This window comes from Corallococcus exiguus (assembly GCF_009909105.1).
Classification (GTDB): Bacteria; Myxococcota; Myxococcia; order Myxococcales; family Myxococcaceae; genus Corallococcus; species Corallococcus exiguus.
Genome location: NZ_JAAAPK010000005.1, coordinates 497,418 through 523,006 on the forward strand (window position 1 = coordinate 497,418; position 25,589 = coordinate 523,006).

General features: G+C 70.5%; 23 protein-coding genes. 11 read left to right on the forward strand and 12 right to left on the reverse strand.

Going from position 1 to position 25,589, the window contains the following annotated elements; translation table 11 throughout:
- Positions 1-34: 34 nt before the first annotated feature.
- From GTZ93_RS22225 to GTZ93_RS22240, 4 genes are all read right to left on the reverse strand, one after another.
- Positions 35-1,411: a bifunctional lysylphosphatidylglycerol flippase/synthetase MprF gene (locus GTZ93_RS22225; RefSeq protein ID WP_257979460.1), complete on the reverse strand. Its 1,377-nt coding sequence runs from the start codon at positions 1,409-1,411 to the stop codon at positions 35-37.
- Between the two features lie 261 nt (positions 1,412-1,672).
- Positions 1,673-2,446, reverse strand: a complete 774-nt coding sequence (locus GTZ93_RS22230; RefSeq protein ID WP_186820059.1) for a biosynthetic peptidoglycan transglycosylase — start codon at positions 2,444-2,446, stop codon at positions 1,673-1,675.
- A 130-nt stretch (positions 2,447-2,576) separates the two neighbouring features.
- Entirely contained in the window at positions 2,577-3,287 is a 711-nt protein-coding gene (locus GTZ93_RS22235) for a C40 family peptidase (RefSeq protein WP_139924166.1), read from the reverse strand.
- Between the two features lie 131 nt (positions 3,288-3,418).
- Positions 3,419-4,507: a hypothetical protein gene (locus tag GTZ93_RS22240; RefSeq protein ID WP_161662974.1), complete on the reverse strand. Its 1,089-nt coding sequence runs from the start codon at positions 4,505-4,507 to the stop codon at positions 3,419-3,421.
- 137 nt (positions 4,508-4,644) lie between these two features.
- On the opposite strand from GTZ93_RS22240, the gene GTZ93_RS22245 reads away from it, so the two are divergent.
- The 3 genes from GTZ93_RS22245 (at position 4,645) to GTZ93_RS22255 (ending at position 9,860) form a co-directional block, all read left to right on the forward strand.
- Positions 4,645-5,208 carry a hypothetical protein gene (locus GTZ93_RS22245; RefSeq protein WP_139916773.1) on the forward strand — a complete coding sequence of 188 codons (564 nt, stop codon included), beginning with the start codon at positions 4,645-4,647 and terminating at the stop codon, positions 5,206-5,208.
- A 12-nt stretch (positions 5,209-5,220) separates the two neighbouring features.
- Positions 5,221-7,776: a M1 family metallopeptidase gene (locus GTZ93_RS22250; protein WP_139916774.1), complete on the forward strand. Its 2,556-nt coding sequence runs from the start codon at positions 5,221-5,223 to the stop codon at positions 7,774-7,776.
- Between the two features lie 731 nt (positions 7,777-8,507).
- Positions 8,508-9,860, forward strand: coding sequence for a DUF6986 family protein (locus tag GTZ93_RS22255; RefSeq protein ID WP_139916779.1), 1,353 nt, complete (start codon positions 8,508-8,510; stop codon positions 9,858-9,860).
- On the opposite strand, the gene GTZ93_RS22260 is transcribed toward GTZ93_RS22255, so the two are convergent.
- The 6 genes from GTZ93_RS22260 to GTZ93_RS22285 all read right to left on the reverse strand — a co-directional run bounded on the left by GTZ93_RS22260 (position 9,852) and on the right by GTZ93_RS22285 (position 17,110).
- Positions 9,852-10,841, reverse strand: coding sequence for a hypothetical protein (locus GTZ93_RS22260; protein ID WP_161662975.1), 990 nt, complete (start codon positions 10,839-10,841; stop codon positions 9,852-9,854). The genes GTZ93_RS22255 and GTZ93_RS22260 overlap by 9 nt on opposite strands.
- Before the next feature lie 163 nt (positions 10,842-11,004).
- Entirely contained in the window at positions 11,005-12,393 is a 1,389-nt protein-coding gene (locus GTZ93_RS22265; protein ID WP_139916781.1) for a tail fiber domain-containing protein, read from the reverse strand.
- A gap of 99 nt (positions 12,394-12,492) precedes the next feature.
- Positions 12,493-13,566, reverse strand: coding sequence for a DUF2804 domain-containing protein (locus GTZ93_RS22270; RefSeq protein WP_120578491.1), 1,074 nt, complete (start codon positions 13,564-13,566; stop codon positions 12,493-12,495).
- A 94-nt stretch (positions 13,567-13,660) separates the two neighbouring features.
- Positions 13,661-14,833 (reverse strand): ABC transporter permease, encoded by a 1,173-nt coding sequence (locus GTZ93_RS22275; RefSeq protein ID WP_120598125.1) that lies wholly within the window; start codon positions 14,831-14,833, stop codon positions 13,661-13,663.
- Complete coding sequence (locus GTZ93_RS22280; RefSeq protein ID WP_120578489.1) at positions 14,830-15,564, reverse strand: ABC transporter ATP-binding protein; 735 nt, start codon at positions 15,562-15,564, stop codon at positions 14,830-14,832. The genes GTZ93_RS22275 and GTZ93_RS22280 overlap by 4 nt, the downstream gene beginning before the upstream one ends.
- Before the next feature lie 13 nt (positions 15,565-15,577).
- Entirely contained in the window at positions 15,578-17,110 is a 1,533-nt protein-coding gene (locus tag GTZ93_RS22285) for an alpha/beta hydrolase (RefSeq protein ID WP_257979070.1), read from the reverse strand.
- 85 nt (positions 17,111-17,195) lie between these two features.
- Here GTZ93_RS22285 and GTZ93_RS22290 point away from each other — a divergent pair, with 85 nt between their 5' ends.
- The 5 genes from GTZ93_RS22290 (at position 17,196) to GTZ93_RS22310 (ending at position 20,455) form a co-directional block, all read left to right on the forward strand.
- Positions 17,196-18,038 carry an LEA type 2 family protein gene (locus tag GTZ93_RS22290; protein WP_120578487.1) on the forward strand — a complete coding sequence of 281 codons (843 nt, stop codon included), beginning with the start codon at positions 17,196-17,198 and terminating at the stop codon, positions 18,036-18,038.
- 101 nt (positions 18,039-18,139) lie between these two features.
- A complete protein-coding gene (gene panD, locus GTZ93_RS22295; RefSeq protein ID WP_120578486.1) occupies positions 18,140-18,532 on the forward strand; it encodes an aspartate 1-decarboxylase in 393 nt (130 codons plus the stop codon).
- A gap of 118 nt (positions 18,533-18,650) precedes the next feature.
- Entirely contained in the window at positions 18,651-19,091 is a 441-nt protein-coding gene (locus GTZ93_RS22300; RefSeq protein WP_120578485.1) for a hypothetical protein, read from the forward strand.
- 39 nt (positions 19,092-19,130) lie between these two features.
- A complete protein-coding gene (locus tag GTZ93_RS22305) occupies positions 19,131-19,766 on the forward strand; it encodes an EcsC family protein (protein ID WP_121751999.1) in 636 nt (211 codons plus the stop codon).
- Between the two features lie 149 nt (positions 19,767-19,915).
- Positions 19,916-20,455: a helix-turn-helix domain-containing protein gene (locus tag GTZ93_RS22310; RefSeq protein ID WP_139916785.1), complete on the forward strand. Its 540-nt coding sequence runs from the start codon at positions 19,916-19,918 to the stop codon at positions 20,453-20,455.
- Positions 20,456-20,460: 5 nt separating this feature from the next.
- Here GTZ93_RS22310 and GTZ93_RS22315 read toward each other — a convergent pair whose 3' ends face one another.
- Positions 20,461-22,173, reverse strand: a complete 1,713-nt coding sequence (locus GTZ93_RS22315) for a carboxypeptidase regulatory-like domain-containing protein (RefSeq protein WP_139916787.1) — start codon at positions 22,171-22,173, stop codon at positions 20,461-20,463.
- A 6-nt stretch (positions 22,174-22,179) separates the two neighbouring features.
- Positions 22,180-23,043: an exonuclease/endonuclease/phosphatase family protein gene (locus tag GTZ93_RS22320; protein ID WP_120598118.1), complete on the reverse strand. Its 864-nt coding sequence runs from the start codon at positions 23,041-23,043 to the stop codon at positions 22,180-22,182.
- A gap of 214 nt (positions 23,044-23,257) precedes the next feature.
- Between GTZ93_RS22320 and GTZ93_RS22325 the strand changes: the two genes are divergently transcribed.
- The 3 genes from GTZ93_RS22325 (at position 23,258) to GTZ93_RS22335 (ending at position 25,488) form a co-directional block, all read left to right on the forward strand.
- Complete coding sequence (locus GTZ93_RS22325) at positions 23,258-23,854, forward strand: hypothetical protein (protein WP_257979071.1); 597 nt, start codon at positions 23,258-23,260, stop codon at positions 23,852-23,854.
- 113 nt (positions 23,855-23,967) lie between these two features.
- Positions 23,968-24,609 (forward strand): hypothetical protein, encoded by a 642-nt coding sequence (locus GTZ93_RS22330; protein WP_139916789.1) that lies wholly within the window; start codon positions 23,968-23,970, stop codon positions 24,607-24,609.
- Between the two features lie 129 nt (positions 24,610-24,738).
- On the forward strand, positions 24,739-25,488 hold the full coding sequence (locus tag GTZ93_RS22335) for a putative metal-binding motif-containing protein (RefSeq protein WP_139916791.1): 750 nt from the start codon (positions 24,739-24,741) through the stop codon (positions 25,486-25,488).
- The last annotated feature ends 101 nt before the right edge of the window (positions 25,489-25,589 follow it).

Below are 25,589 nucleotides of genomic sequence, written 5' to 3' on the forward strand. Positions count from 1 at the left end.
CATGACAGCATCCATCACCAGGGCCAGGAGCGCCTCAAGGCTCGGGGACGCGCAGGTCGCGTGAGCGCAGCAGCATGGCGGACGCCGTGGCCGGAGCGAGCACCGACGCGACGATGATGCTCCAGTCCCACGGCCCTCGCGCGCGGGCGGCGTTGAAAGCCAACGCCTGCACCAATGTCAGACAGGCATCCGCGGTGGTGAGCCGCCCCAGCAGCGTCGCCAGCCCGTCGCGCCAGCGGCGCAGGAGCAGCAGCAGTCCCGCGATGAGCCCCACGTCGAACACCACCCAGCCGTGCTGCACCCACGGAGAGGGGAACCAGTGCGCGCTCATGGGCAGCGCGAGCAGCACCGTCCACGGCACCAGCAGCGCCGTCAGCGCACGCACGAAGAAGCGTGGCCGGCGCAGCAGCGTGACGAGCCCGAACCTCACCAGGCTTCCCCGCGCGAAGGCCCGGAGCGCGTCGTAGATGGCCCACGGCGCTGGCTCGTCCTTCGGGTGGGACAGGTAGAGCGTCACCCACGCGTCGGGGCGGAACTTCGCCTTGAAGGAGCGCAGGCCCTCGAAGTCGAACAGCGGGCGCCCGGCGCTGCGCGCGAACCGCAGCCACGGCCGCACCGGGCCCGCGAGCGGCGCCAGGCCCAATGTCACGTACTGACGCCCGTTCAACGCGGCGGCGCGCATCGCGGCGTCCACCAGCGTCTCCGCCGTGCCGTTGGGCGCGGTGGGCTCGCGCAGCAGGTCCTGGAGGAACCAGCCGTCGCGCGCGTACACGGGCGTCACCGACAGGAAGCCCACCACGCGGCCCTCCACCTCCGCCACGAAGGCGCGGCGCTCGCGAGCGAAGGCACCAGGGGCCAGCCCCACCAGGAAACCCATGGTCGCCATGCGGCGCGACGCGAGCCAGTGCTCGGCCAGCACCTCCACCGCCGCTCGCAGCGGGTGGCCTTCCGTCTCCATCACCTCCGCGGGCACCTCGCGCACGCGCACGCCGTGGGAGCGCGCGCGGCGGAGCTGTTCGCGCAGGCTGCGGCTGCCCTTCACCACTGATTCCCATTTCGTCGGGTCCCACACCGGCTGCTCGCCAATGGGCAACTCCTCGAACGGGACGAGCCGGGAGAAGCGCGACTCCGTGGCGAAGAAGCTCACGCGCTTGCCCGCGCTCCGGGCCGCCTGGTGGAAGGCCTCCACCACGTCGTGCACGCGCTCATGCGAGGCGATGGGACCGCCTCCCGCCACCCACGCGCCGCCCGTGTCCACGTAGGCGATGCACCCGTCCCCTTCCGGAGAGAACCAGTACTGGAAGCCCGGCTGCAGCACCTGGAAGGACGTCGCGTTCCAGCCGTGGTGCTTGAGCAGCGCCAGCACCCGCTCGCGCGGGTCGCCTGCGGGGTCCTGGTGGGGGTCGGCCATGGTGTTTGCGTTCAAACTACGTCCCATGGCCCACCCCCGCCAGCCAAAGCCGCCCGAGGAGACAAGGCCCTCCTGGAGGGACGGGCTGTGAGGAAGTGCACCGCCCCGGGTGGAAGTGCACGGGGAATGGATCCAATCCGGCCGCTCCCACGCACTACAGGAGGACGTCCTTGACGGGGAAATCAGGGCCGGAGCCGGGCCCCCATGGGGCGGCCCTCCCATGGAGGGGCCCGGCTGTAGTACCGCGGCGACGGTCCCTCCTCAGGAACCGTCATCCTCCGCGTCGTCCCCGCCGCTGTCCGCGGGAGCCCGGCCGAGCAACTGGTCCACCTCCGCGTGCGCGCTCTCCGCCTGCGCCGCGCTGATGCGCTTGTAGGTCTTCAGCGCGTCCACCACGTGGTGCGCGTGCTTCCACAACGCTCGGGAACCACTGGCCGGCGAGCGCTTGCGCGGGGACGGCAGCATCGCGGCCAGCACCGCTCCCTGCGCCACGGAGAGTTGGGACGCGGACACGCCGAAGTGCTCCCGCGCCCCCGCCTCAATCCCATACACGCCGTTCCCCCACTCCACCACGTTGAGGTACAGCGACAGGATGCGCTGCTTCGTCAGCGCCTCCTCCAACCGGTGCGCGAGCACCAGCTCCTTCAGCTTGCGCACCAGGCTGCGGTCCGAGGACAGCCAGAGGTTCTTGGCCAGCTGCTGCGTGAGCGTGGACGCCCCCCGCCCCAGCTCCCCCTTCTCCACCGCCCGCCCCACCGCGCGCGCCAGCTCCACCGTGTCCACGCCGTCGTGCAGGTAGAAGCTCGCGTCCTCGGAGATGAGCACCGCGTCCACCGCGGGCTTGGACACCGCCGACAACGGCACCCACTGCTGTCTCCGGCGCGGCTTGCGTCCGGCCTCGCGCGCCTCGGTCGCCCGCTGCTCGATGAGCGCGGTCGTCTTCGGGTTCTCCTTCGCCAGGGGACTCGCGTCCGGCAGCCCGGCGAACGTGGCCGCCGCGATGCCCAGGCCCAGCACCAACACAGCCACTGGCACCCAGCGCGTCCATCGCCTCCTTCGCGGCGGCTCGGGACGCACCTCCGGCGGTGCCGGCGGGATGTGCCCGGCAGGTTCGGGGCTCGGAGACTCGGATGGACCTTCGACGGTGGACATCTTCCGGCCGTGTCTAGCGCCGTGCCGTCCGGGCGTCACCCTTCACGGTGAGCTTCGCGGAGGCCAGGCGCGGCTGCTCGGGCGAACGCCAGCGCTCGTCCACCGACGCGAAGCCCGCCACCAGCTCCCCCGCCAGGTAGCCGCGCGTCTTCTTCCCCTGGCGGCGCAGCCAGTCGTTGATGACGTGGCCCTTCGCGTCCTTGCGCGCCTCAGGCTGCGCGAGGTTGAAGCGCGAGCGCTTCACCAGCCCGCCGGACTTGTGCACGAACGTCACCGTGCCGTCCGTCCCCACCCGCTCCACGATGCCGATGTGCGTGAGGCCGTCGTTGATGAGGCCGTCGCGGTTGCGGTCGAACGTGTTCTTGAAGAACACCAGCGCGCCCGGCTTCGGCGTCTCCGTCAGCATCCCCAGCGCGCGCGCCTTGCGGTGGATGGCCGTGACGCCGTTCTCCTCCGGCAGCACGTCGTCCGGCAGCAAATCCAACCGCCGCTGCTGGAACGCCAGACGCGTCATGCCCGAGCAGTCATCGCTCACCGTCGAGCTCATCTTCGCCAGCGTCGTCATCCCCACCCAGGACTTCGCCCGCCACAGCGCCCGGTCCGACAACTCGACCACCGGCCGGTCCTTCTTCGTCGCCGTGGCCTTGTTCGCTGCCTGAGCCGCCCCGCCCCACACCAGCGCGCTCACCAACGCGCCCACCCACACGCCTCGTCCCATGCGCACGCGACAGAGCAACCGCCGTGCCCGGTCTTCGCGGCATTCCGCATGTCCACCTCACGACGGAGCGCGCTCACCTGTCGGCATGCGCTGGGCAAGGAAGTTCCCACCCATGGCAACCGCGCACCCTGAATCACTCAGGGCGCAACGCTGTTCGAGCTGCGTCCGGTCGCGCCCGCGGGCAGCGGCGCGTCACCCGACGCGGGGTTGTTCCACCGGCGCGTGGGCGACGGCATCCGCTTCTGCTCCTCGCGGAACAACGTGCGCAGGTGCTCGTCATGGAGGACGGGCGCCGGACGGGGCCTGGGTTCAGTGACGATCCCTGCGGCAGGGGGCGGCGACGTGGGGAGACCTACGTTCCTGCAGACCGCGCCCACGCATCCGGGGCTGAGGACCTCGCCAGGCGTGCTCGGGACCACCCTCTTCGCGGGCTCCCGGATAGGAGCGGGCACCACTGGGAGGACACAGCCCTCCGACAACTCCCGCGGCGGAGGGCTCTTCTCCCGGGCCTCCAGCGCGACCATCAGCGGCAGCGCCAGCCCCAGCACCGCGAACTGCCCCAGGGCACCGGGCATCCGCGAACCGGTCGCGGTCAGCACCTGGGTGCGCAGGCTCGACAAGATGAACGCACCGCCAATGGCCGTGCACAGCGCGAGCGCTCCCCACGTCATGGCCTGCGCCGTGATGACAATAGAGGACAGGCGCCAGGTCGCGCCCACGTCCACCGCCGCCCTCAAGGCGTTGGTCTTCCAGTCCGCCGCCGGCCCGGCCATGCCGTAGCCCACCGCGCACGCCGCCACCCACACGGCGGCGCCATGCACCTCGCGGCGAAGGAGCCACCCCTGCGTGAGGCCCACCGCCACGCCCATCCCGATGGACGCCGTCCCGGGCGACAGCCCCAGCGCCACGGCCAGGGCCCGCGAGCCCACCAGGCCCACCGCCACCGCCATCGCCGTCAACCCCGCCCAGCCAGCCACCTGGAGCCCCGCCCGGCGCAGCGCGAACACCTGCGCGTTCCCGAGCATCGCCCCGGCGACCGCGAAGACGCCCAGCTCCGCGAGCCGGTGCACCACGCCCTGCTCGACCGAGGACAGCCGCCAGATGGCCGCCGAGCCCAGCACCGTCTCCAGCAGGCGGGCCCAGTCGTCCGCCTGCGCCCACGGGACGAGCAGCCCCAGCACGGTGACCACGGAGATGAGGAGGACGTGGACGAGACGAGAGCCCATGGCCCGGCAGTCTGCGCGAGTCCCCCGCTCCAATGCCATTCACGGAGGCACCTTCCTGCCCGCCGGCCAACGGAGGTGTCGCCCGGTGGAGGTGGATGTACGGCGCGACAGGACCTCACGGGTTAGACTGAACCCCGGTGCGTTTCGCCTACTACCAGCGCCTGTCGCCCGCCGAGCAGCGCATCTACCGGCGGAGCGACGCCGCCACGGAGGTGCCCCTGCGGACGCCCGCGACGCTGCGGCCCCGGGTGGAGTCGGTGCGCCAGGCGCTGCTCCAGGAGGACCGGGCGGCAATCCAAGCCGCGACGCAGTCCCTGGCCCGCGCGTTGACCGAGCGGCTGGAGGTGGCCGGGGTGGAGGTGGAGGTGCTGGAGACGCGGCCCTCGAATGACGAGGGCGAGCTGCACGGGCTCTACACGTGGGCGCCCGGGCAGCGGCCCCGCATCCAGGTGTGGATGCGCACCGCGAAGCGCGGCCGGGTCGTGGCCTTCCGCACGTACCTCCGCACCTTCCTGCACGAGCTCTGTCACCACCTGGACTTCCTCTGGCTGGAGCTCGGCGCCTCCTTCCACACGGAGGGCTTCTTCCAGCGCGAGTCGAGCCTCTTCGGGCAGCTGGTGCCCCCGTCAGCGGGGTTGGAACGCCGTGAAGCGGCGGACACTGGGAAATGGAGCACGAGCACAAGGCGCGGCCGGCGCTAGATTGCCGCCCCTATGGCGCATCCCACCGACGACAAGAACTTCCGCCTGCCCACCACCCTCCGCCCGCGCCGCTATCAAGCGACGGTGACCCTGGACCTGGAGGGGCGCACCTTCACGGGTGAGCAGCACGTGGAGCTGGAGCTGTCCCAGCCCACCTCGGAGATCATCCTCCACGCCAACGCGCTGGAGCTGGGCGAGGTCACCTTCCGCGCCGGCAACGACGTGCGCAAGCCCGCGTCCAAGCGCGTGGCCCCGGTGAGCGAGACGGTGGTGCTCACGTTCGATGCGCCCCTGCCCGCGGGCAGCGCCACGCTGGACGTGCTCTGGACGGGGCACTTCAGCGACGGTCTGCGCGGCCTGTACGCGGCGGGCAAGGTGGCCGCGACGCAGTTCGAGGCCGCGGACGCGCGCCGGCTGTTCCCCTGCTTCGACGAGCCGGCCTTCAAGGCGCGCTGGGCGCTCACGGTGCGCGTGCCAGAGGGCCACGCGGTGCTGGGCAACGGCCGCGTGGTGAAGGACGAGAAGGACGGGGCGCTGCGCAAGGTGACGTTCGAGGAGACGGAGCTGCTCAGCTCGTACCTCATCGCGCTGGTGGTGGGCCCGCTGGTGGGCACGCCGGAGGAGAAGGCGGAGGGCATCCCGGTGCGCACGTGGGCGCTGCCGGAGAAGGCGCACCTGGCGAAGTTCGGGCAGGACGCGGCACTTCAAGTCTTGCCCCGGCTGCAGGACTACTTCGGGCTGCCGTATGCCTTTGGCAAGGTGGACCAGGTGGGCATCCCGGACTTCGAGGCGGGCGCGATGGAGAACGCCGGCCTCATCACCTACCGGGAGGTGGCGCTGCTGTTGGACCCTGCCACCGCGCCGCTGTCCGTGCAGAAGCGCGTGGCGGAGGTGGTGACGCACGAACTGGCGCACCAGTGGTTCGGCAACTGGGTGACGATGGTGTGGTGGGACGACCTCTGGCTCAACGAGGCGTTCGCGACGTGGATGGCTTTCAAGATTGTCGACCAGTGGCGGCCGGACTGGCGCATGTGGCTGGACTTCGACGCGCACCGGGCGAGCGCGCTGGCGCTGGACGCGCTCAAGTCCACGCACCCCATCCACGGTGAGGTGCGCAACGCGGGCGAGGCCGGTGAGAGCTTCGACGCGATTACTTACGAGAAGGGCGGCGCGGTGCTGCGGATGATTGAAGGGTTCCTGGGAGAGGGGCCCTTCCGCGAAGGCATCCGGCTGTACATGCGCAAGCACGCGCGCGCGAACGCGGTGAAGGAAGACCTGTGGAACGCGCTGGGTGAGGCGGCGAAGCAGCCGGTGAACGAGCTGGCGACGAAGTGGATTGGCCAGAGCGGCTTCCCGCTGGTGTCGGTGAAGGTGGAGGGGCGGAAGGTGACGCTGTCGCAGCAGCGCCTCTATTCGGAGCCGGGGGTGAAGAGCTCGGAGACGTGGCCGGTGCCCATGGTGCTGCGCTTCGAGGACGCGAGCGGCGTGAAGGAGCAGCGGGTGCTCTTCCGTGACGCGGAGACGACGGTGACGCTGGAGGGCGGCTCGGGCGACGTGAAGTGGCTGTGCGCCAACGGCGGCTCCACGGGCTTCTACCGGGTGGCGTACGAGAAGCCGGCGCTGGACGCGCTGGCGGCGAACATGGGGACGCTGGCGCCGTCGGAGCGCATCTCGTTGCTGGCGGACATGTGGGCGCTGGTGCGCTCGGCGCAGGCGCCGGTGGCGGACCTGCTGGACCTGGCGGCGCGCTTCGGGGACGAGGAGGACGAGGCGGTGCTGGACGAGCTCGTCGGGCGGCTCGGGTACATCGAGAACCGGCTGACGGAGGGTGAGGACCAGGAGCGCTTCCGCCGGTGGGTGGAGCAGCTGTTGGGCGGCGGCCTGAAGAAGCTGGGCTGGCAGGCGGCGCCGGGCGAGCCGGACCGGGTGCGGCTGCGCCGCGCGGCGCTGGTGCGCGCGGTGGGCGGCCTGGCGCGCAGTCCGCAGGTGCTGGCGGAGGCACGTCCGCTGGTGGCGCGGATGCTCCAGGGAGACAAGATCGCGCTGGACGCGAACCTGCTGGACACGGCGGTGGGCATGGTGGCGCGCGCGGGCGACGCGGCGCTGTTCGATGATTTGTCGCAGCGGATGCCGAAGGAGCCGGACCCGGCGACGCAGCGGCGCTACCTGATGGCGCTCACGTCCTTCGAGGACGCGAAGCTGACGGAGCGCGCCCAGGGCCTGTTGTTCACGGAGACGGTGAAGACGCAGGACGTGGCGAGCTTCGCGACGGGCCTGTTGGGCAACCGCACCGGGCGCGACGCGTGGTGGGCGCAGCTGCAGAAGCACTGGAAGGACCTGGTGGGGCGCACGGGAGCGGCGCCCATGCTGCTGCGCCGGGTGGTGGAAGGCCTGGGCCTGCTGCGCACGCGCGAGCAGTTGGAGCAGATGAAGGCGCTGCTCCAGGCGAACCCGATTCCGGAGGCACAGCAGGCCACGGCGCAGACCCTGGAGCGGCTGACCCAGGACGTGGCCCTGCGCGAGCGCGTGACCCCGGAGGTGTCCGCGTGGCTGAAGCGCCGGCCGTGAAGTGAGCGCCAGCCGGGAGGGGTGATGTGGAGGTCACTTCTGTTCTGCATGACCTGGGGGCTCGGGTGCGCGGCATCCAGCCCCCGGGGCAGGCAGAACGGCAGTAGGGGCCGCATCCTCATGCGCACGCGCACACTCTTCATCGTGTCCGGATTGATGCTCGGTGGCTGTATGAAGGCCCATCGGCCCTCGCTGGCGGAGTCAGAGCCTTCACTCGTCTTTCCCTCGTTCTTCTCCAGCCCTGGGGAGGCCGTGGGAAGCCCTGGAAGAACGTATGCGTTGGACGGTTCCGTTCTGCGCGCGCTCTCCCTCGCGGTCGCGGACTTCCTTCCGCCCCCGACGCCGTCAACGCCGTGCTGGGACCGGCCCGAGTCACATCGCTACAGAATCCTCCGTGAGTCAGGGGTCCTCTTCATCCGGATCGAAGAGGACCCTGCCGCCTGCGGGCAGCAGGTTCCCGCCCTGCACTCCGGAGCGCGATACGCCTTCAGTGACGACGGCCGGCTCCTGCGGCGCCTCATCGATGGAGAGCCGGAGCAGGTTCCGAACGGGATGTCCTCCCCGGACGATGCGGGCGAGGATGCTGCCCCCGGTACGCCTCCACCTCCGGGCCTCCAGCCGGGAGGCCCTCCCCCTCGTTTCTCCCATGCCCCGGACGGCGGGACTCGCGCCATGATGTCAGCGCCTCCATTGGAGCCGAGCCTTCCTCCCGATGGCGGCCCCGGAAACCCATGAAGACCACGCTCACGCCCGAAGCCTCCGCCGCCTCCCGTGAAGCCCTGCGCCGCGCCAACGTGGCGTTCACCCACGCGTATCCGGGCGAGTCCTCCCGGCGCCAGCCCGTGCACACCGTGTACGGCGGCGCCCACCTCTTCCGCGCTGGCACCGCGCGGAAGATGGGGGACCTGGCGCTCGCGGCGCTGCACGACTACGCCGCCGATGGCTCCCAGCTCGCCCATGGCCTGGGCCTGCCCCAGCGCGGCGGCTTCGCCCAGCGCGTCCATGACCGCGTCGTGGACAAGCTCCAGCGTGAACCCGTGGAGGACTTCCGCATCGACTTCGAGGACGGCTATGGCCACCGTCCCGACTCGGAAGAAGACACCCACGCCGTCGCCGCCGCCACGGAGGTGGCCCGGGGCCTGGAGCAGGGCTCGCTCCCGCCGTTCATCGGCATCCGCGTGAAGTCCTTCACGGAAGAGCTCTACGCCCGCGCCTCGCGCACCCTGGACCTCTTCGTCACCACGCTGCTGGAGCAATCCGGTGGCAGGTTGCCTCAGTCCTTCGTTGTCACCCTGCCCAAGGTCACCGTGCCTGAACAGGTGACCGCCCTGGCGAAGCTGCTGTCGGAGCTGGAGTCCGCCCACCGCCTGTCCCCCGGCGCGCTCGCCCTGGAGCTGATGGTGGAGACGCCCCAGGCCCTCTTCGACGCGCGCGGCCGGCCGCACCTGCGCTCGCTCGTGGAGGCCGGCGAGGGCCGCTGCTCCCACGTGCACCTGGGCGTCTACGACTACACCGCCGCCCTGGATGTCAGCGCGCACATGCAGCACATGCTCCACCCCGCTTGCGATTACCTGCGCGACACCGTGCAGGTGCTCCTCGCGGGCAGCGGCGTGCGCCTGTCCGACGGCGCCACCAACGTCATGCCCGTGGGCCCCCACCGCAAGCAGGGTGACACCCCGCTCCTCCCCATGCAGCGGCGCGAGAACACCGACGCCGTGCACCGCGCGTGGCAGGTGGCGTACCGGCACACGCGCCACTCGCTGGAGCGCGGCTACTACCAGGGCTGGGACCTGCACCCCGCACAGCTCCCCGTGCGCTACGCCGCCGTCTACGCCTTCTTCCAGGAGGGCCTGGAGCCAGCGTCCCAGCGCCTCAAGGCCTTCGTGGACAAGGCCGCCCAGGCCACCCTGCTGGGCGACGTGTTCGACGACGCCGCCACCGGCCAGGGCCTGCTCAACTTCTTCCTGCGTGGGCTCGCCTGCGGCGCCCTCACGGAAGAGGAGGCCCGCTCCACCGGCCTCTCGCTGGAGGAGCTGCACAGCCGCTCCTTCCGCGCCATCGTGCAGGGCCGCGCGTCACGCTGACGCGGGCGGCTCCGTGGGGGGCACCGCGCTCCGGGGCCCCAGCCACTCGCGCGCGACGGCCACGTCCACCGCGAGGATGCCCAGCAGGAACAGCCAGGGCCCCGGCTTCGACGCCAGGCCCGTCAGCGCCCAGACGGTGATGAGCCCCGCGAGCACCGCCGGCACCACCGAAGGCAATGCCTCCCGCGCGCGCCGCACCGACCCCAGCACGCCCAGCGCCAGCAGCCCCAGCACCACGCCCGTCGCGCCCAGCCGGCCGCGCCCTGTCCCCGCGCCCTGCCCCGACGGGAGCACCAGCGTGTTGAACTTCCACGTGTCGTTGTCCTGGATGTCCCAGGCGAAGTTGTTGTCGATGGTGATGTTGCGTTCGCGCTGCAGGTGGGCCGTGGGCACCAGCGACCACGCCGAGCTCCACGGCAGGAGCAGCCCCACCGCGCACGCCGCCACGCCCGCGAACACCCACCGCTTCAGCCGCACGTCCGCCGGCCGCTTCGTGAGCGACGGCTCCGCCAGCGACGACGCCTTGAACGCCCGCCACTGCACGGAGCCCAGCACCACCGCCGCCAGCACCCACAACAGCGGCGCCACGCCCAACCCCAGTGACAGGAACGCCTGCGTCACGGTGAGCGCGGTGAACATGGGCAGGAACGCCGGATGCGCGGCCCACTTCACCACCGGCACCAGCGCGTCCGGTAGCTTCCGGCCCGCGGCCACCCACTCGCGCGCGCCCAGCATGCCGGCGCCCACCAGCATCAACACCGACCAGGGCAGCCCCAGCCCACCGCCGATGAAAGGCAGCACGGGCGCCACCACCGCCGCCGCCACCAGTCCGGAACCGAGCAGCGGCAGCGAGCCCCCGGGCAGCCGCTCGCGCAGCCTCGGGTCGTCCAGCACGTCCTGCACCGCGCGGCCCGCCGAGTCCGCCGCGCGCTGCGCCTGGTCCGCCACCTCGTCCATCACCGGCGACTTGGGCGCGTTCACGTCCCCGCCACAGTGGGGACACGTCCGCGACGACTGGCCTTCAGGGAGCGGCTGACCACAATGCGGGCAGGACATGGGGTGGAGTCCTCCTCAGGCGAAAAAGGCGCGGAAAGAGCCTACACCGCGCCCCGTACTGCATCCTGCATGAACGCGCACGGAGCCCTCAGGGCTTCGCACCCTTCGCATGCACGGCCGCTTCCAGGCGGGACAGGCTGCGCTGGAGCTCGGCCATCTGGGCCTTGAGCGTATCCACCTCCGCGCTCTTCGCGTGCAGCTCCTCCGTACGACGCGCCAGCGCCTGGATGGCCACCATGTTCACGCCGTCGATGTCCAGGAGGCCGATGCTCCGGTCATCCGTCCCCAGGCCGAACGCCGCGCGGAAGTCCTGCGCCACCGGGCCCAGGTGCCGCACGCCACCGGCCTCCGCGCTGTAGCGCCAGCTCTCCACCGGCATCGCCGCCACCTTCGCCAGCACGGCCTCCGCGTCCACGCGGCGGAAGTCCTCCTTCGTGGTCCGGTCCGACGTGCAGCTGAACACGCCCGAGCCCGCCGGCAGGTCACACCCGGTGGTGAGCGTGCTGTTCGTGCGCAGCCGCACGCCTCCCGACGCGCGCAACATGAACTGGTTGTTCGCGGTGTTCGTCGCCACGTTGGAGCTGGTGGATTGGTCCGCCCAGATGAAGGACCCGGTGAAGCCGCCGGAGCTCGCGCGCTGCCCCAGCGCCGTGGAGTAGTCCGCGTTGGCGCTGGTGCGGTAGCCCAACGCGACGGAGCCCTGCCCCGTGGCCTGGTTGGTGTAGCCCACCGCCACGGAGGCGAAGCCGCTCGCGACGTTGGAAGCGCCCGCGGAGAAGGACGCGGTCCCGCTCGCGGTGTTGGCGGAGCCCATGCACACCGCGACCGTGCCGGTGGCCGCGCACTGGTCGCCGAACGCGAAGGAGCCGTAGGCACTGGCCGTCGTGTTGCTACCGCTCGCGAAGGACACGAGCCCGATGTTGGCTTCGTCCCACTCCGTCGCCTCCGCATGCCCTGCGCGGAAGGCTGCCTTGTTCGGGTACCACATCATCCGGTCGCCCTTGCCCGACATGGGAAGCGCGCCAAAGCCCTGCGCGCCCTGGGCCAGCAGTCCGCCCGCGGAGTCCACCGCGAACACGCCCTGACGCTCCCAGGTGGGTTCCCCCGTCCCGGACACGGTGTTGCTCACGGACAAGAGCGGCACGGGCGTCTTCGCGGAAGCGGACGCGTCCAGCACCACGTCCGCGTTCGCCGTCAGCCGGCCCCGCACCTGCCCCGTGCCCGCCACCGCGAACGACGCGTCCTGCGGCGCCGTCCCGTTCCGGATGCCCTGCCCCGCGGCGGCCAGTCGCGGATCATTCCCTTCCACCGCCGTGCCCGGCCCGTCGCCGTAGACGACGCGCACCGCGTCGCCCTCCAGCGTCAGCCCCGTGCCAATCTCCCGCTGCTGCCCGGGCGCCGGGTCGGAGCTACACGCGCTGGTGACCAGACCCACGACACAACCCAACGCGACGCCAGCTCCTCGGACAGACGACATGCGGTGCTCTCCCGGTGAAGGCGGCTCACACTGGCAAAGCACCGGGTCCAAGACAACCCAGGACCTCCCCGGGAGCCCTGCCGTCCCGGAGAACCGCCCCTACCAGAGCATGTCCTGGTCCTCGGTGACGCCGGGGACGTTGGACAGCTTGAGCTCCTGGCCGCCTACGCGCAGGGTGCCTTCGAAGAAGCCCACGGGCTGGGCGAAGTGGCTCACCACGAGCCGCAGGTTGCGCTCCTCGCGGTGCACGTAGATGGGCTTGAAGCGCAGGTCCACCGCGCCGTCCGCCGTCGTCAGGCGCCACGGGTCGAGCAGTTCCTTCGCGTCGTACTCGAAGTGCGCGCGGCCCACCGGGTAGAGCCGGTCGCCCAGCCAGACGGCGTTCTCGTTGGCCTCGGTGGCGCCCTCGTTGAAGCCCTCCACCAGGTTGAGGCCCACGGGCGTGCCATCCGGCAGCCGCCCGGCCGCGAAGGCCCAGCGCCAGGCGGTGTGCCGCGCCAGGTAGCCCTGCGTGTAGTCCATGCCGCCCACGCCGCCGTCCAAACGGAAGCGCCGGCCCCCCGCCTCCAGGCTCCCGAAGGCCAGGAGGCCGCTGCGCTTCTGGGTGACGTTGACCAGCCCGTCGCCCTGCACCGGCGCGATGACGGTGAGGGCCGGCGGACCGCCCGCCACCAGCAGCTCGCCGTTCCACTGGAACGACTGGAGCGACTGCGTGCGCATGCGGCTGACGTCCACCTCCACCTGGTAGCGCTCGTCGGACTCGCCGCGCTTCACGGACATGCGCCCGCCCAGCGTGCGGAAGGCCGCCACGAGCCCCGCGCCCGGCTTGTCGCTCACCTCCGCGAGCGGCCCGGGCACGCCCAGGAAACTCACGTCACAGAGGGGCTTCTTCTCCTGGAGGTCCACCGCCACCGCGAAGGCGTTGGCCGTGTAGCCCAGGTCCACCACCGCGAAGAGGGCCGCCACCTCCTGCGTGGCGACGAAGGTGTAGTGCCAGCGCTTGCGCTTGAGCAGCCGCGTCGCGCGCCCCGGAGCCCACTTCCCCAACAGCCGGGGCAGGTCCACCTCCGGCAGCTCTCCCTGATACGTCCCGAACCGCGGTTCCCCTTCCGTGGAGGCCACCGAATTCGGGGCGAAGGGCAGCAAGGCTTCTCGTTCACGCTCAAGCGTCATCGCGAAACATTGGACGGCACTTCGCCGCCCCTGTCACGTGAACACAGCGCCCAAGCGGCGCCCCGAAGACACTCGGGGCCGGCGAGCCTGCTCGCTAGCTCCTGCCGAAGATGATGCGCTCCTGCGTCAACAGACGCGTGGTGAAGCGCAACGCCACCAGTGACACCGCCACACAGGACAGGAACGCGAGCAGGAAGGGCACCGGCCCCAGTGTCTCGCCACGCATCACCTCGCCCGCGAGCATCTCCTGCCCCAGCACCGGCACCGCGAACATCCACGTCTGCGTCTGGATGGGGGACAGGGCCAGCAGCATCCCAGGCAGCGTGGGCAGCACCATCAGGAGCGACAGGTACGTCTGCGCCTCCTTGAACGACCGTGCATAGGTGGACACCCACATCTGCACGGCGGACGCGGCCAGCACCAGCGGCAGCACCGCGGCCAGCATGCCCAGCGCGGCCGGCGCGTCGAAGCGGGCGCGCACGCCCAGGTCCTCCAGCGGCACGCGCTTCACCACCAGGAAGTAACCCACCAGACACAAGAGCACGCCCGTGCCCGCCATGGCGCAGGTGGCCAGCCACTTGCCCGCCACCACCGCGCCGCGAGGAGCGGGGTTGAGCAACAGGGGCTCCAGAGAGCCGCGCTCGCGCTCGCCCGCCATGGTGTCGCTGGCCAGCTGCATGCCGCCCGCGAACGCCGCCATCACCAGGAACAGCGGGATGGTGGTGAGCACCGTGGCCGCGGTCCGCTCGGGGGTGGACAAGTCCAACTCGTCCACGCGCACGGGCACCGCCAGCTCCGGCGAAACACCGCGCGCGAACAGGCGCTGGCTGCCGGTCTGCTGCGAATACACCGCCAGCATCCGCTGCGCGCGCTGCACGGCCTGACGGGCCTTGTTGCGAGAGCTGTCCACCACCAGCCGCACCGCGGCGGTGTGCCCGTCCGCGAAGTCCTTCGAGTAGTCGTCCGTCACCACCAGCACCAGGTCCAGCTTCCCGGCCTGCACCAGCGACTCGTAGTCCTGAGGGGCCTCCGACAGCTTCGCGCCGTAGCGCTCCAGGAAGGCCATCAGGCTGGGCGCGTGCTCGCGGCCCACCACCGGCATCTCCAGCGGCCGGTCCTGCCGGTACCAGGAGGCCATCACGTTGAACATCACCAGGAACACCAGCGGGCCCAACAGCGGCCACATCAGCGCGGTGCCCAGCGTGCGCTTGTCCCGCAGATGGTCCAGCACTTCCTTGCGCAGCACCGTCCCGATGAGGCCCTTCATTCGCGCAACCCCTGCTCGCTGCCAATCACGCTCACGAAGGCTTCCTCCAGGCTGTCCTTGCCGGTGCTCGCGCGCAGCGCGTCCGCCGTGCCGTCCGCCACCACGCGCCCGCGCGCCACCACCACGATGCGGTCACACAGCGCGGCCACCTCCTGCATCACGTGGCTGGAGAACACCACGCAGCAGCCCTGCGCCTTCAGCTTGCGCAAGAGCGTGCGCACGGAGCGCGTGGCCATCACGTCCAGGCCGTTGGTGGGCTCGTCCAGCAGCACGTTGCGAGGCCCGTGCACCAGCGCGCGCGCCAGCGCCACCTTCACGCGCTCGCCCTGGCTGAAGCCCTCCGTGCGCCGGTCCGCGATGTCCTTCATGTCCAGCAGCTCCACCAGCTCCTCCACGCGCGCGTCCAGCGCGGCGCCGGACAGGCCGTGCAGCTCGCCGAAGTACCGCGCGTGCTCGCGCGCGGTGAGGCGCGGATAGAGGCCTCGCGCGTCGGGCAGCACACCCAGCGCTCGCCGGGCCACCTCCGGCTGCTTCGCCACGTCCACGCCGTCCACGGTGGCGGTGCCGCCATCCGGGCGCACCAGCGTGTAGAGCATGCGCATCGTGGTCGTCTTGCCCGCGCCGTTGGGGCCCAGCAGGCCCGTGATGACGCCGTCCTCCGCGGTGAAGGTCACGTCATGCACGGCCGTCACGGAGCCGAAGCGCTTGTGCAGGTTCCTGGCTTCAATCATGGGCGCTTGAGTCCTACGGAACAGGGCCAGCGAAGGAGGTGAAGAAGGGCGGCCGCTTGAGGCCCGCGCCACAGTCGGGCGTCAGGCCCTCCACGCTGCCGCGCGTGAGCACCTCCGCCATCAGCGTGCGCGCGCAGTCCGCGCCCACCGTGTTGTGTCCCAGCCCCGGCACCACCACGTGCAGGCTGTGCGTGAGCGTCCGCTTCGCCTCCTCGCCCCAGGGCGGCGGCGTCACGGGGTCCAGCTCGCCAGACAACAGCAGCGTGGGGATGTCCGACTTCACGGGCTCGCGGAAGCTCGCGGGCACGTTCGCTTGCGGCCACTTCGCGCACCCGCGCTTCACGTCCAGCGCCATGCGCGAGCCGAACCAGGTGCCCTTCGCTTCACGCTCGGCGTCCTCCTCCGTGAAGAAGGGCGCGTCCTCCGCGCACACCACCGCCAGGAACATGCCGCGGCTGGTGGTGCGCGCCACCTCGTCGGTGAGCCCCAGCGACAGCGCGACGAAGGGCGTCCAGTCGTCCTTCGCGGCGCGGTCCAGCATCAGCGGCACCAGCGACGCGACGTCCGGGCTGTAGAGCAGCGAGAACAGCTCCGACAGGAAGACGCGCCGGGTGAGCGTGAAGTCCTCCGGCACGCCCGTGCGCGGATGCGACAGGTTCACCTTCGCGGGGGCGGCCTCCAGCTTCGCGAGCAGCGCTTCCGTGCGGGCGCGCAGGTCCGGATACGCCTTCGCGCAGACGTCGTCCTTCGCGCACGCGTCCATGAGCAGGTCCAGGGCGCGCTGGCCATCGCGCGCGGCGTACAGCGGCAGGTACTGCCCCATGGGGGCCACGCCATCCAGGATGGCGGTGCGCACGCGGTCCGGGTGCTGGCGCATGTACACCAGCGCCGCGCGCGTCCCGTAGGAGATGCCCCACAGGTTCACCTGCCGGTAGCCCAGCGCCGCGCGCACGTCGTCCAGGTCATCCATGGCGATGGACGTGGTGTAGAGCCGCTCGTCCGCGTCCCAGCCCTTGCGGCACTGGGGAATCACGTCCGCGTCCTCGCGGTCCTCGAAGCGCTCCGCCAGCGATTTGCGCGAGGGATTCAACGCCTCGCAGTCCAGCGGGTGCGAGTCCCCCGTGCCGCGCTGGTCCACGAACACGATGTCGCGCTGACGCCGGATGCGATCCAGCGCGGGAAGGATGCGCGTGCGCGAGGCCGCCTGTCCGGGGCCACCCGCCAGGAAGAACAACGGGTCCTCCTTCGGCTGCGACGCGAGCGCGGGCACCACCACCACGCGCAGGGAGATTTTGCGCCCCTTCGCCGCGGCCCGGTCCTCGAAGACCTCCAGCGTGCCGCAGAGCGTCTGCGCGGCCACTCCGTCCAGCCGGCACGGCTTCAGGTCCATCCGCCGCGCGGGGGCGGGCTCGGCATTGGAGGACCGGGAGCAGCCCGTGAGCGACAGCGCGGCCAGCACCGCCAGCGCGGCGAGGGGGTGAGACAAGATGCCACCTGTCACGGCGGGCCAACCTCCAGCACGGGGGAGTCCCCTGGCGCATACCATTGGAGTGCCGAAGGTGCACCCGTCGAGGCCTCGACACGCGCGGCGATTGAATCCGCGCGAACGCGGTGCGTCCTCTGCTACGCCCATGCCCATGAAGAAACGCGCGTTCCTGGTCCTCTTCGCCCTGTCGCTCACCACGCTCTCCGGCTGCGCAGCGCTGCAGAGCCTGCTCAACGGTGCCTTCAAGAAGCCCACGCTGAAGTTCAAGACAGCCCGGCTGGCGAACGCCTCCCTGTCCGACGCCACGGTGGACCTGGTGTACGAGTTGGACAACCCCAACAGCCTGGGCCTGAAGCTGGCGTCGGTGGACTACGCCTTCTTCGTGGAGGGCAAGCAGCTGGTGGCCGGCAAGCCGAAGGAGGGCTTGAACCTCAAGTCCAACGGCAAGAGCCAGATTGTCTTCCCCGCCAACGTGAAGTTCGCGGACATCGCGCCGGTGGTGACCACGTTCCTGGACAAGGACGTGGCGGCCTTCAAGGCGCAGGGCTCGCTGGGCATCCAGACGCCGCTGGGCGTGCTGAAGTTCCCCCTGGAGAAGGAGGGCACGTTCCCCGTCCCCAAGATTCCCCAGGTGCAGTTCCAGGCGCCGCGCATCACCAACGTCACGCTGAGCGGGGCCACGGTGGAGTTCCCCCTGGCCATCACCAACCGCAACGCCTTCCCCCTGCCGGTGGCGGGCATCACCGGTGCGCTCAAGGTGGCGGGCGCCAACGTGGGCAACCTCTCCACGGGCAACCTGGGCATGCTGGACGGAAGTGGGACGAAGCAGGTGACCCTGCCACTCACCATCAACTTCGCGAGCGCCGCTTCCGCGGCCATGGCGCTGCGCTCGGGTGGTAACGCGCAGGTGAGCCTGACGGGCAACCTGACGTCGGACGCGCAGTCCGTGCCCCTGAACCTGAGTCAGCTCGTGAATTTCACGAAGTAAACAGCAGGGCGTGCAGGGAGGCAGGCGGTGCGTGGGACACCGGGGATGTTGTCCCCGGGCAGGGGAGCCGTTACGGTTGCGCCGCTTCCCGAGGGCCCCCCATGCGCCGCATCCTCTTCAAGTCCAAGATCCACCGCGCGACGGTGACCCAGGCCGACCTCGACTACGAGGGTTCGGTAACCATCGACCGAGATTTGCTGAAGGCGGCGGACATCCTCCCCTTCGAGAAGGTCGCGGTGTGGAACGTCACGCGCGGCACCCGGCTGGAGACGTACGCCCTGGAGGGCGAGTCCGGCAGCGGTGTCATCTGCATCAACGGCGCGGCCGCGCACCTGAACCAGCCGGGCGACCTGGTCATCCTGGCCACCTTCGCGGAGGTCGAGGAGGCGGAGGCCGCCCACTGGAAGCCCACGGTCGTCTTCGTGGACGGAAAGAACCGGGCGGTTCCCGGCGTCACCGAGGAAATCCCCGGGCCCGCGCGCCGTATCGCGTAGAGACGCCCACGGGTCCTTCCGGCACCTTTTGCCGCACCCAGCCCTGTCTGCCATGCTTCCCGCCCTTTCCTTGTTGGCGCGGAGGCGCGGCGACGCGCGTCCCGGAGGCGATGACGCGATGAAGTGGACGTGGGCGGGCCTGACGGTCCTGGTGGCGGTGACGGGGTGCAAGCAGGTGGGCTCGTATCAGCGCGACCCCAACCAGGAGGACGCGTTCATCTCCAACGTGCCGGTCATCCGGGCGCCCGCGCAGGACCGCTGCGCGGCGTTGGGGAAGTCCTCCGTGCGCAGCGGCTGTGACGACGCCCTCTACCTGGCCCAGGAGTACACCCGGCGCCTGTCGGTGGGGGACGAGGTGTGCCTGGAGGGCGGCTTCGGCGAGGAGCCGGGCGCGGCGTGCAAGGCGCGCGCGGCGGTCATCGACACGGGGCCCAACCGGGTGAAGCTGGAGGTGCGTTCGGCGCGTCCGGATTCGCGGTGGTTCAAGTCGGAGATGCGACACGGCTGGTACGAAGAAGGCGCGTTGGTGGACCTGTACCTGGCCGAGCGGGGTTACTAGAGACGACCGGCCGCGTGCATCGCGGCCAAGGAGGAGGACATGGCCTTCTACGACGGCGTGACAGAGCGGCTGGGCTTCATGAAGAAGCTGACCCCCGCGGAGCTGAAGAAGCTGGGGTCGCTGCGCCTGTCGGACCTCATCCAGGGGGAGATCGGCCGGGCGCGAGTGCGCGTGGCGGCGCTGGAGAAGCGCTACCCGTCCGCGACGACCAAGGAGCTGGCGCAGCGGCTGGTGGACGAGAAGAAGAGCCTCGCGAGCATGGTCGGCGGAGTGAGCGGCGTGTTCGGGCTCATCTCGCTGCCGGCGGACCTGACGTTCATGGCCTACCTGCAGCTCGTCCTGCTCACGGACGTGGCCACGCTCTACAAGGCGAACCTCAAGACGGACCGGGCGCGCGGGGAGATGTTGGACCTGTTCGGCTACGCCAACGGGCTGGGGCCGCTGCACCGCTCCGGGCCGAAGGTGCTGGGGAAGCTGGCGGCGCTGCTGCTCGCGAAGGGCGGCATGACGACGCTGGGCCGCGCGATGCCGCTCGTCGCCGCGCCCATCACCGCGTACCTCAACAACCAGCACATCCAGATGGTGGGTGAGCAGGCCGTGCGGTTCTACGAGGGCTTCGACAAGGCGCACGCGAAGGCACGTAGCGCGAAGCGCAAGGCGGCGAGTGGCGAGTAGAGCGCCCCGAGAAAATCCGGTCAGAAACCAGTTCGATATGTCCGTCACGTATTTCCGTTGATGTCTTCGCGGTCCCAGGGGGCCGCGGGATGCCGGATGCGTCGCACGCGGGGCCGGACGCGGCGCTTGCTCATGGCAGGGAGGGGTGCATGACGGAACTCTCGGCGGAGGTGCGCGTGCAGGTGGCGCGTTGGCGGAATCTCCTCGTGGACGCGGCCCGCTGCGGCGCGCTGGAGAGTCCCCTGGACGTCCTGAGCCATCCCCACTGGGAGCCTCGGGAACTCCAGGCGATCTGGTGGCTGCGCTCGGAGAGCCTGCTGCCCGTGGGCGTGCTCGCCACGCGCCTGGGGGGACTGGCCATGCCGCGCTTGAGCCGACTGGTGGACCGGCTGGAGGACGGCGGCCTCGTGCGGCGGGAGCGCTCGGTGCGGCATGATCGCCGGCGCGTGCGCGTGCGCCTCACCGACGCGGGCCGCGCGCTCGCGGATCAGCTGGATGCGCAGGTGCAGGGGCGCATGGCGCAGCGGCTGGCCCCGCTCCAGGGCGAGACGCGCAGCGCGCTGATGGATGTCCTGGAGCTCTGGGTGCAGGCCCTGACCATCCAGGCCCGCACCGCCGAGGAAGTGGCCGAGGAGAACGCCGAGCTGGCCAACGCCCCGGACGAGCTTCTAGCGGCGTCGGCCGCCTGACGAATCTACAGCCGCACCTCCACGACGCCCGAGCGGAGGCAGGCTTCCGCTCCGTCGCCCTCCCATTCATTCCCGGCGCCCTGCACGAACATCGGCAGCACGTCCGAGGTCACGGCGCCCAACCGCCAGTGCCCCGCGCTGTCCGTCTCTCCGCGCATGGGAGGCATCGAGCGATACTTTCCGCCCACCATCACCAGGGCTCCCGCCACGGGACGTCCTTGATGGGTGACGTGAACCTCACAGGACGCGCCGGCGGAAGGCGCTGGCGACAGCCGCACGTCCACGCTCGTGTCGTCCGCGCCCATCTGCGCCACGCTGCTGGGCCGTGACGCATAGGGCGCTGACGCGACCTGGACGCGGTAGGTCCCGGGCTCCAGCAGGGACACCGCCATGCCGTCCTCCTCCGGAACAAACTCCCGCGAAGGCACCGCGCTCCACAGGCCCTGCGCGTCGCGACGCTCCAGCAGGTACACCGGATAGGGCGGCACCACGCGCTCCTTCAACTGCGCTCGCGTGAAGCCATCCATCCTAACGACCAACCACCGGTACAACGGCACGCGCCACTCGACGTCCACCACGCCCCGCATCTCCTCCGTTGGCGTGAAGTCGAAGTCCCACATCGAAGGCGCCGCCGGACGGCCTTCCTCCTTCAGTCCCCGATAGACGTTGAAGCGCGTCGCTCGCCATGCCGGCACGTCGGGGATCGTGAAGCGCCCGTCCGCGTCCACCGGCTCCTCTCCGCCCGGCCAGCTCACCATCCGCCCACCGGACCGGGACGTGTTCCCCAGCAGGACCCGTCCGCGAAGGGTCACCGCGCGACTCAGGCCTTCGGGGAACAGCCGCGCCACGTCCAGCGTCACCGGGGTCACGGTGCCTTCCCGCAGGCGCACCTCGACCGGGCCACCCTCCCGCCCCGAGGGCGCGCGCAACCACAGCCTCACCCCGCGGTCCGGAGGCAGCGGCGCCAGGCGCGTGTCCGCGTCCGGGCTCAGTGGCACCGGCGAGCCATTCACGAGCGCCCAGCCCAGGTCCGGGTTCACCAGCGCCAGCATGGGCTGAAGGGCGCTGGCCCGCTCGGCGTCGTGGGGATCCACGTCGCGTTCGATGCGCACGGAGAACGCCCCCTCCATGTTCCGGGCACCGTCCAACCGGATGCTCACGCCCGTGGGCCGGTTCGCTCGCAGCACGCCCGCGTTCAACGTGCCCGTCTTCGGCAACGCGCCCGGCACGAAGTCCGCCCACCAGAAGGTCCCGTCCGGTTCGAACGCGACCACCTGGTAGCGCGGCGCGGGCGGCACGGCGACGGGCCCCACCACGCCTCCCTGCGACGAAGCGGTGGCCGGCGCAGTCATCCACTCACGCACGTTGGCCAGGTCCTCCAGGCTCGAAGGGCCCACGAGGCTGATTGCCTTCTGCCGCTTCTCCTCCTCCCACCACCCCTCATCCCCTTCAATGATGAACGCCGCGCCCACGCGCGCCTCACCCGCGAACGGATGCGCCCCCTCCAGCGTCGCCGTCAGCCACAGGCCCGCGTCCGAGGCCGCCGCGGCCTCCACTGGATGAGCCGCCTCCAGCACACCAGCGTCCTCGACCCACGTGGACACAGGAGCTGATGGCGGCGCCAGCGGTGACGCGGGCTCGGGACGCAACAGCATCCACAAGCCCACGCCCACGAGCACCACCACCAACATCCCGCCCAGGACCCGCTTCAAGCGCATGCGGCGTCAGTCCGTGTCGCTGTTGGAGTACAGGGACAGCCACACCGGCGCGTGGTCCGACAGCCGGGTGACGTAGTCCAGCGGGTTCGCGATGTAGTCGCGGCCCGTGCTGGAGAACTCCGTCACGTACGTGTCCTGCATCCAGAAGTGGTCGTACGCGTTGGCGTAGCCACCGGACGTGTTCATGGTGGTGGCCACGTCCAGCTTGCACGTCACCGCGGGCGACAAGCCCTTCAGCTGGCTCCAGGACGCGTGGGTGCAGGCCATGTTGTGGTCGCCCACGAGGATGACGTCCTGGTCCGAGGTGCTGGCCGACTGCACGGACGCGAACACGCCGTCGATGGCCTGCGCCTCCAGCGTGCGGTCCGCCGCCGTGCCCCACACCGCGTGCCAGTTGAGGAAGGTGTAGTCAGCGCCCGTGGGCACGTGGCGCACCTTCACCACCTGCGGCTCGCGCTCGAACAGGTCCCCCGTGTCCGTCCACACCGTGGAGGACAAGAGCGACACCGTGTCCGTCCGGTACAGCACCGCGTAGTGCTCCTTGTAGGACGACCGGCCGATGAGCGGCGTCACCACCGCCGTCCACGACACCCCGGAGACCTGCGTCAGGTTCGTCGCGATGGCCGTCGCCGCGGACGCGTCCATCACCTCCTGGAGGAACACCAGGTCACAGCCATTGTTCGAGTTGCTGTTCGCACCGAACTGGTTCCACAGCTGCTTCGCGTCATCCAGGTAGGTCTGCTCGGCCGCCCATCCCTCGTGGCGGAGGTTCCAGCTCACCACCCGGAGATACGAGCCCGCCTGCGCCAACGCAGGGAGCACCAGCACGGACAACACCAGGACGCGCGACAAGAAGGACGGCCCTCTCATTTCACGGCACCTCCAGCCCTACGGGAGAAAAGCGCCCCATCTTCGGCATGCCAGCGCCCCAGGAACAGCCCTCCTTCGTGGAATCGAGGTGACAGCCCGCCCCGCACGACACTCCCCGGACACCGCCCATTAAATGCAACTTGATTGCATGTGAATCCCTATGGCACTTATTACGGGTCCTGCCTTCACCCGCGGTACCCACCCAAGGCCCCCCATGTCCATGTTGAAGCATGCCCTGCTCGCCGCTGGCGCCGTCGTCCTGCTCGCCGGATGCGGGACCGAAGAAGCTCCCGCCCCGGAGTCGCAAGCCCCCGTCACCCAAGAGTCGGAGCTGCTCGCCGCCTGCGAGGACACGGAGGAGTTGGAGGAGGTCGCCGAGCACTCCTGCATCCACGCCGAATACGGTCCCTTCGAGTCCGTCACCGCCGCGCCCCATGGCGGCCCGTCCTTCGTGGACGTGAGCGTGGGGCACACCGCGTACAACGTCACCCTGCCGGCCATCAGCTACCAGAAGTGGACGCTGGGCTACGCGGGCTCCGTCATCTTCACGCCGGAAGAGTCCACCGAGTACGCCTTCCTCACCTCCGGCTACCGCGCCGTCCGCGTCTTCAACGCGGCCACGAATGAGGAGGTCGGCCTCGAGTGCCGCTACCACGTCCCGCAGGAGGTCTGCGGCAACCTGCGCACCGCCGTCACGGCCGACCTGGAGGGCGGCGTGGACTACCGCCTGGACTTCGCGGCCGTCGTTCCCCAGCCCGCCACGTTCCTCCTCGTCGTCGAGGAGACGGGCCACGACCACCACGAAGAGTAGGCCCTCGTGAGTGAAGGCCCGTGGACACCTCCAAGGCCCACGGGCCTTCCCAACATCCAAAAACTTCTGTATCTCAATTGCATCTACATCACGGATTCCGATGAGGCAGCCCCATGCGCACCCCGTTTCCAGCCCTCCTCCTGGCCGGCGGCCTCGCGGTCCTGACCGCCTGCGGCGACGACGCCTCGCCCAGCCCGGACGACACGCCCCAGGAGCAGGGCGACCCATGCGCCCCCAACGGCCACATCCACCGCGAACCTGAGGGCGACTGGTGCCACTGCAACCGGGGCTACCTGGCCAGCGAATCAGGCCTGTCCTGCGTGGCGGACCCGGACTACGTGCCGCGCACGGACTTCGACTTCGGGGACAATGGCGAGCACGCCTGCTGGCACGTCACGAATGGCCCCTTCGCCACCGTCACCGCGTCGCCGGAGCGGCAGCCGCGCGTGGACGACTTCCACACGCACTACACCGTCCAGCTGCGCCCGGAGAACGGCCAGTCCGTGGGCACCTTCAGCTTCAAGGCCTGGGCGAGCGGTGACTTCATCCTCTACCTGAGCACGCCCGACGTCGCCGTCGCCGTGAAGGAAGGCGAGCGCGTCGTGGAGCCCATGGGCACCCAGGCCACGGGCGGCTTCTGCGATGGCCTGAGGCAGATGGTCGGCTACGAGCTGACGGACAAGGTCCAGTACACCGTCACCTTCGGCCCCACCGCGCTCACGAATCTCGGGCTCGTCATCGAACACCTCCAGTGATGGGCTGAATCGCACCGGGCATTATTGCAACCAAGTTGCGTTTACGGCATGAGTGAGTCACCGGACGCACCGGCGGCTTCCTGTCCGCCTGGCACTCCGCCGCGCCCGGCATCCCGAAAGGAAACACCCATGTTGAAGATGAAGCGCATCGCGCTGGGCGCGTTGTTGTCGCTCGGCCTGACGGCCTGCGGACCGATGGAGGAGGCGCCGGAGGCCTCCTTCGAGGCGCAGGATTCACAGGAGTTGGAGGCCGGTTGCACGTCGCTGGGCACGGGCATCACCACGCACGCGTGCACCCACTCCGGCAACCCCACGGACCACGTGTCCGTCACTGCGAGCGCCACTCGCGTCACCAGCGCGCCCGCCATCAGCACGAAGCACAAGGCCTATGACCTGGCGCTGCCGTCCGGCGCCGAGGGCTCCGTCACGTACGTGCCGGCCACCACCGGTTCATACGCATTCTACCGGGCGCAGAACGTGGCCTTCACCGTCGTCAACGGCGCCACCAGCGCCACGGTGCCCTCCGCGCTGACGCACACCGTGTCGTCCTCGGGGTGCTCGCTCACGCACGTGTCCGTCTACGACCTGACGGCGGGCACGACGTACATCCTCGCGGCGGGGCCGGCGTCCGGCAACGCGCTCACCGTGGTGCCGGAGTTCCTCAACGACACGCGCACGCGCTACTACCAGGACGCGGACGGTGACGGGTACGGCAACAACGCCACGTCCGTCCTCACCGCGTGCACGCCGCCCTCCGGCTACACGACGCAGCGCTTCGACTGCAACGACACCCCGGGCTCCGGCGCCAGCATCAACCCGGGCGCCACGGAGATCTGTGGCAACGGCATCGACGACAACTGCGATGGGTCGCAGTGCTGACCGCGCTCCCCTGAGCGGGTCCGCTCCCGCGCCGGAGCATCTCACCTCGGAACGGTGCTCCGGCGCGGGCCTTTCCCTGCATGCATGAAGGACTCCCCTCG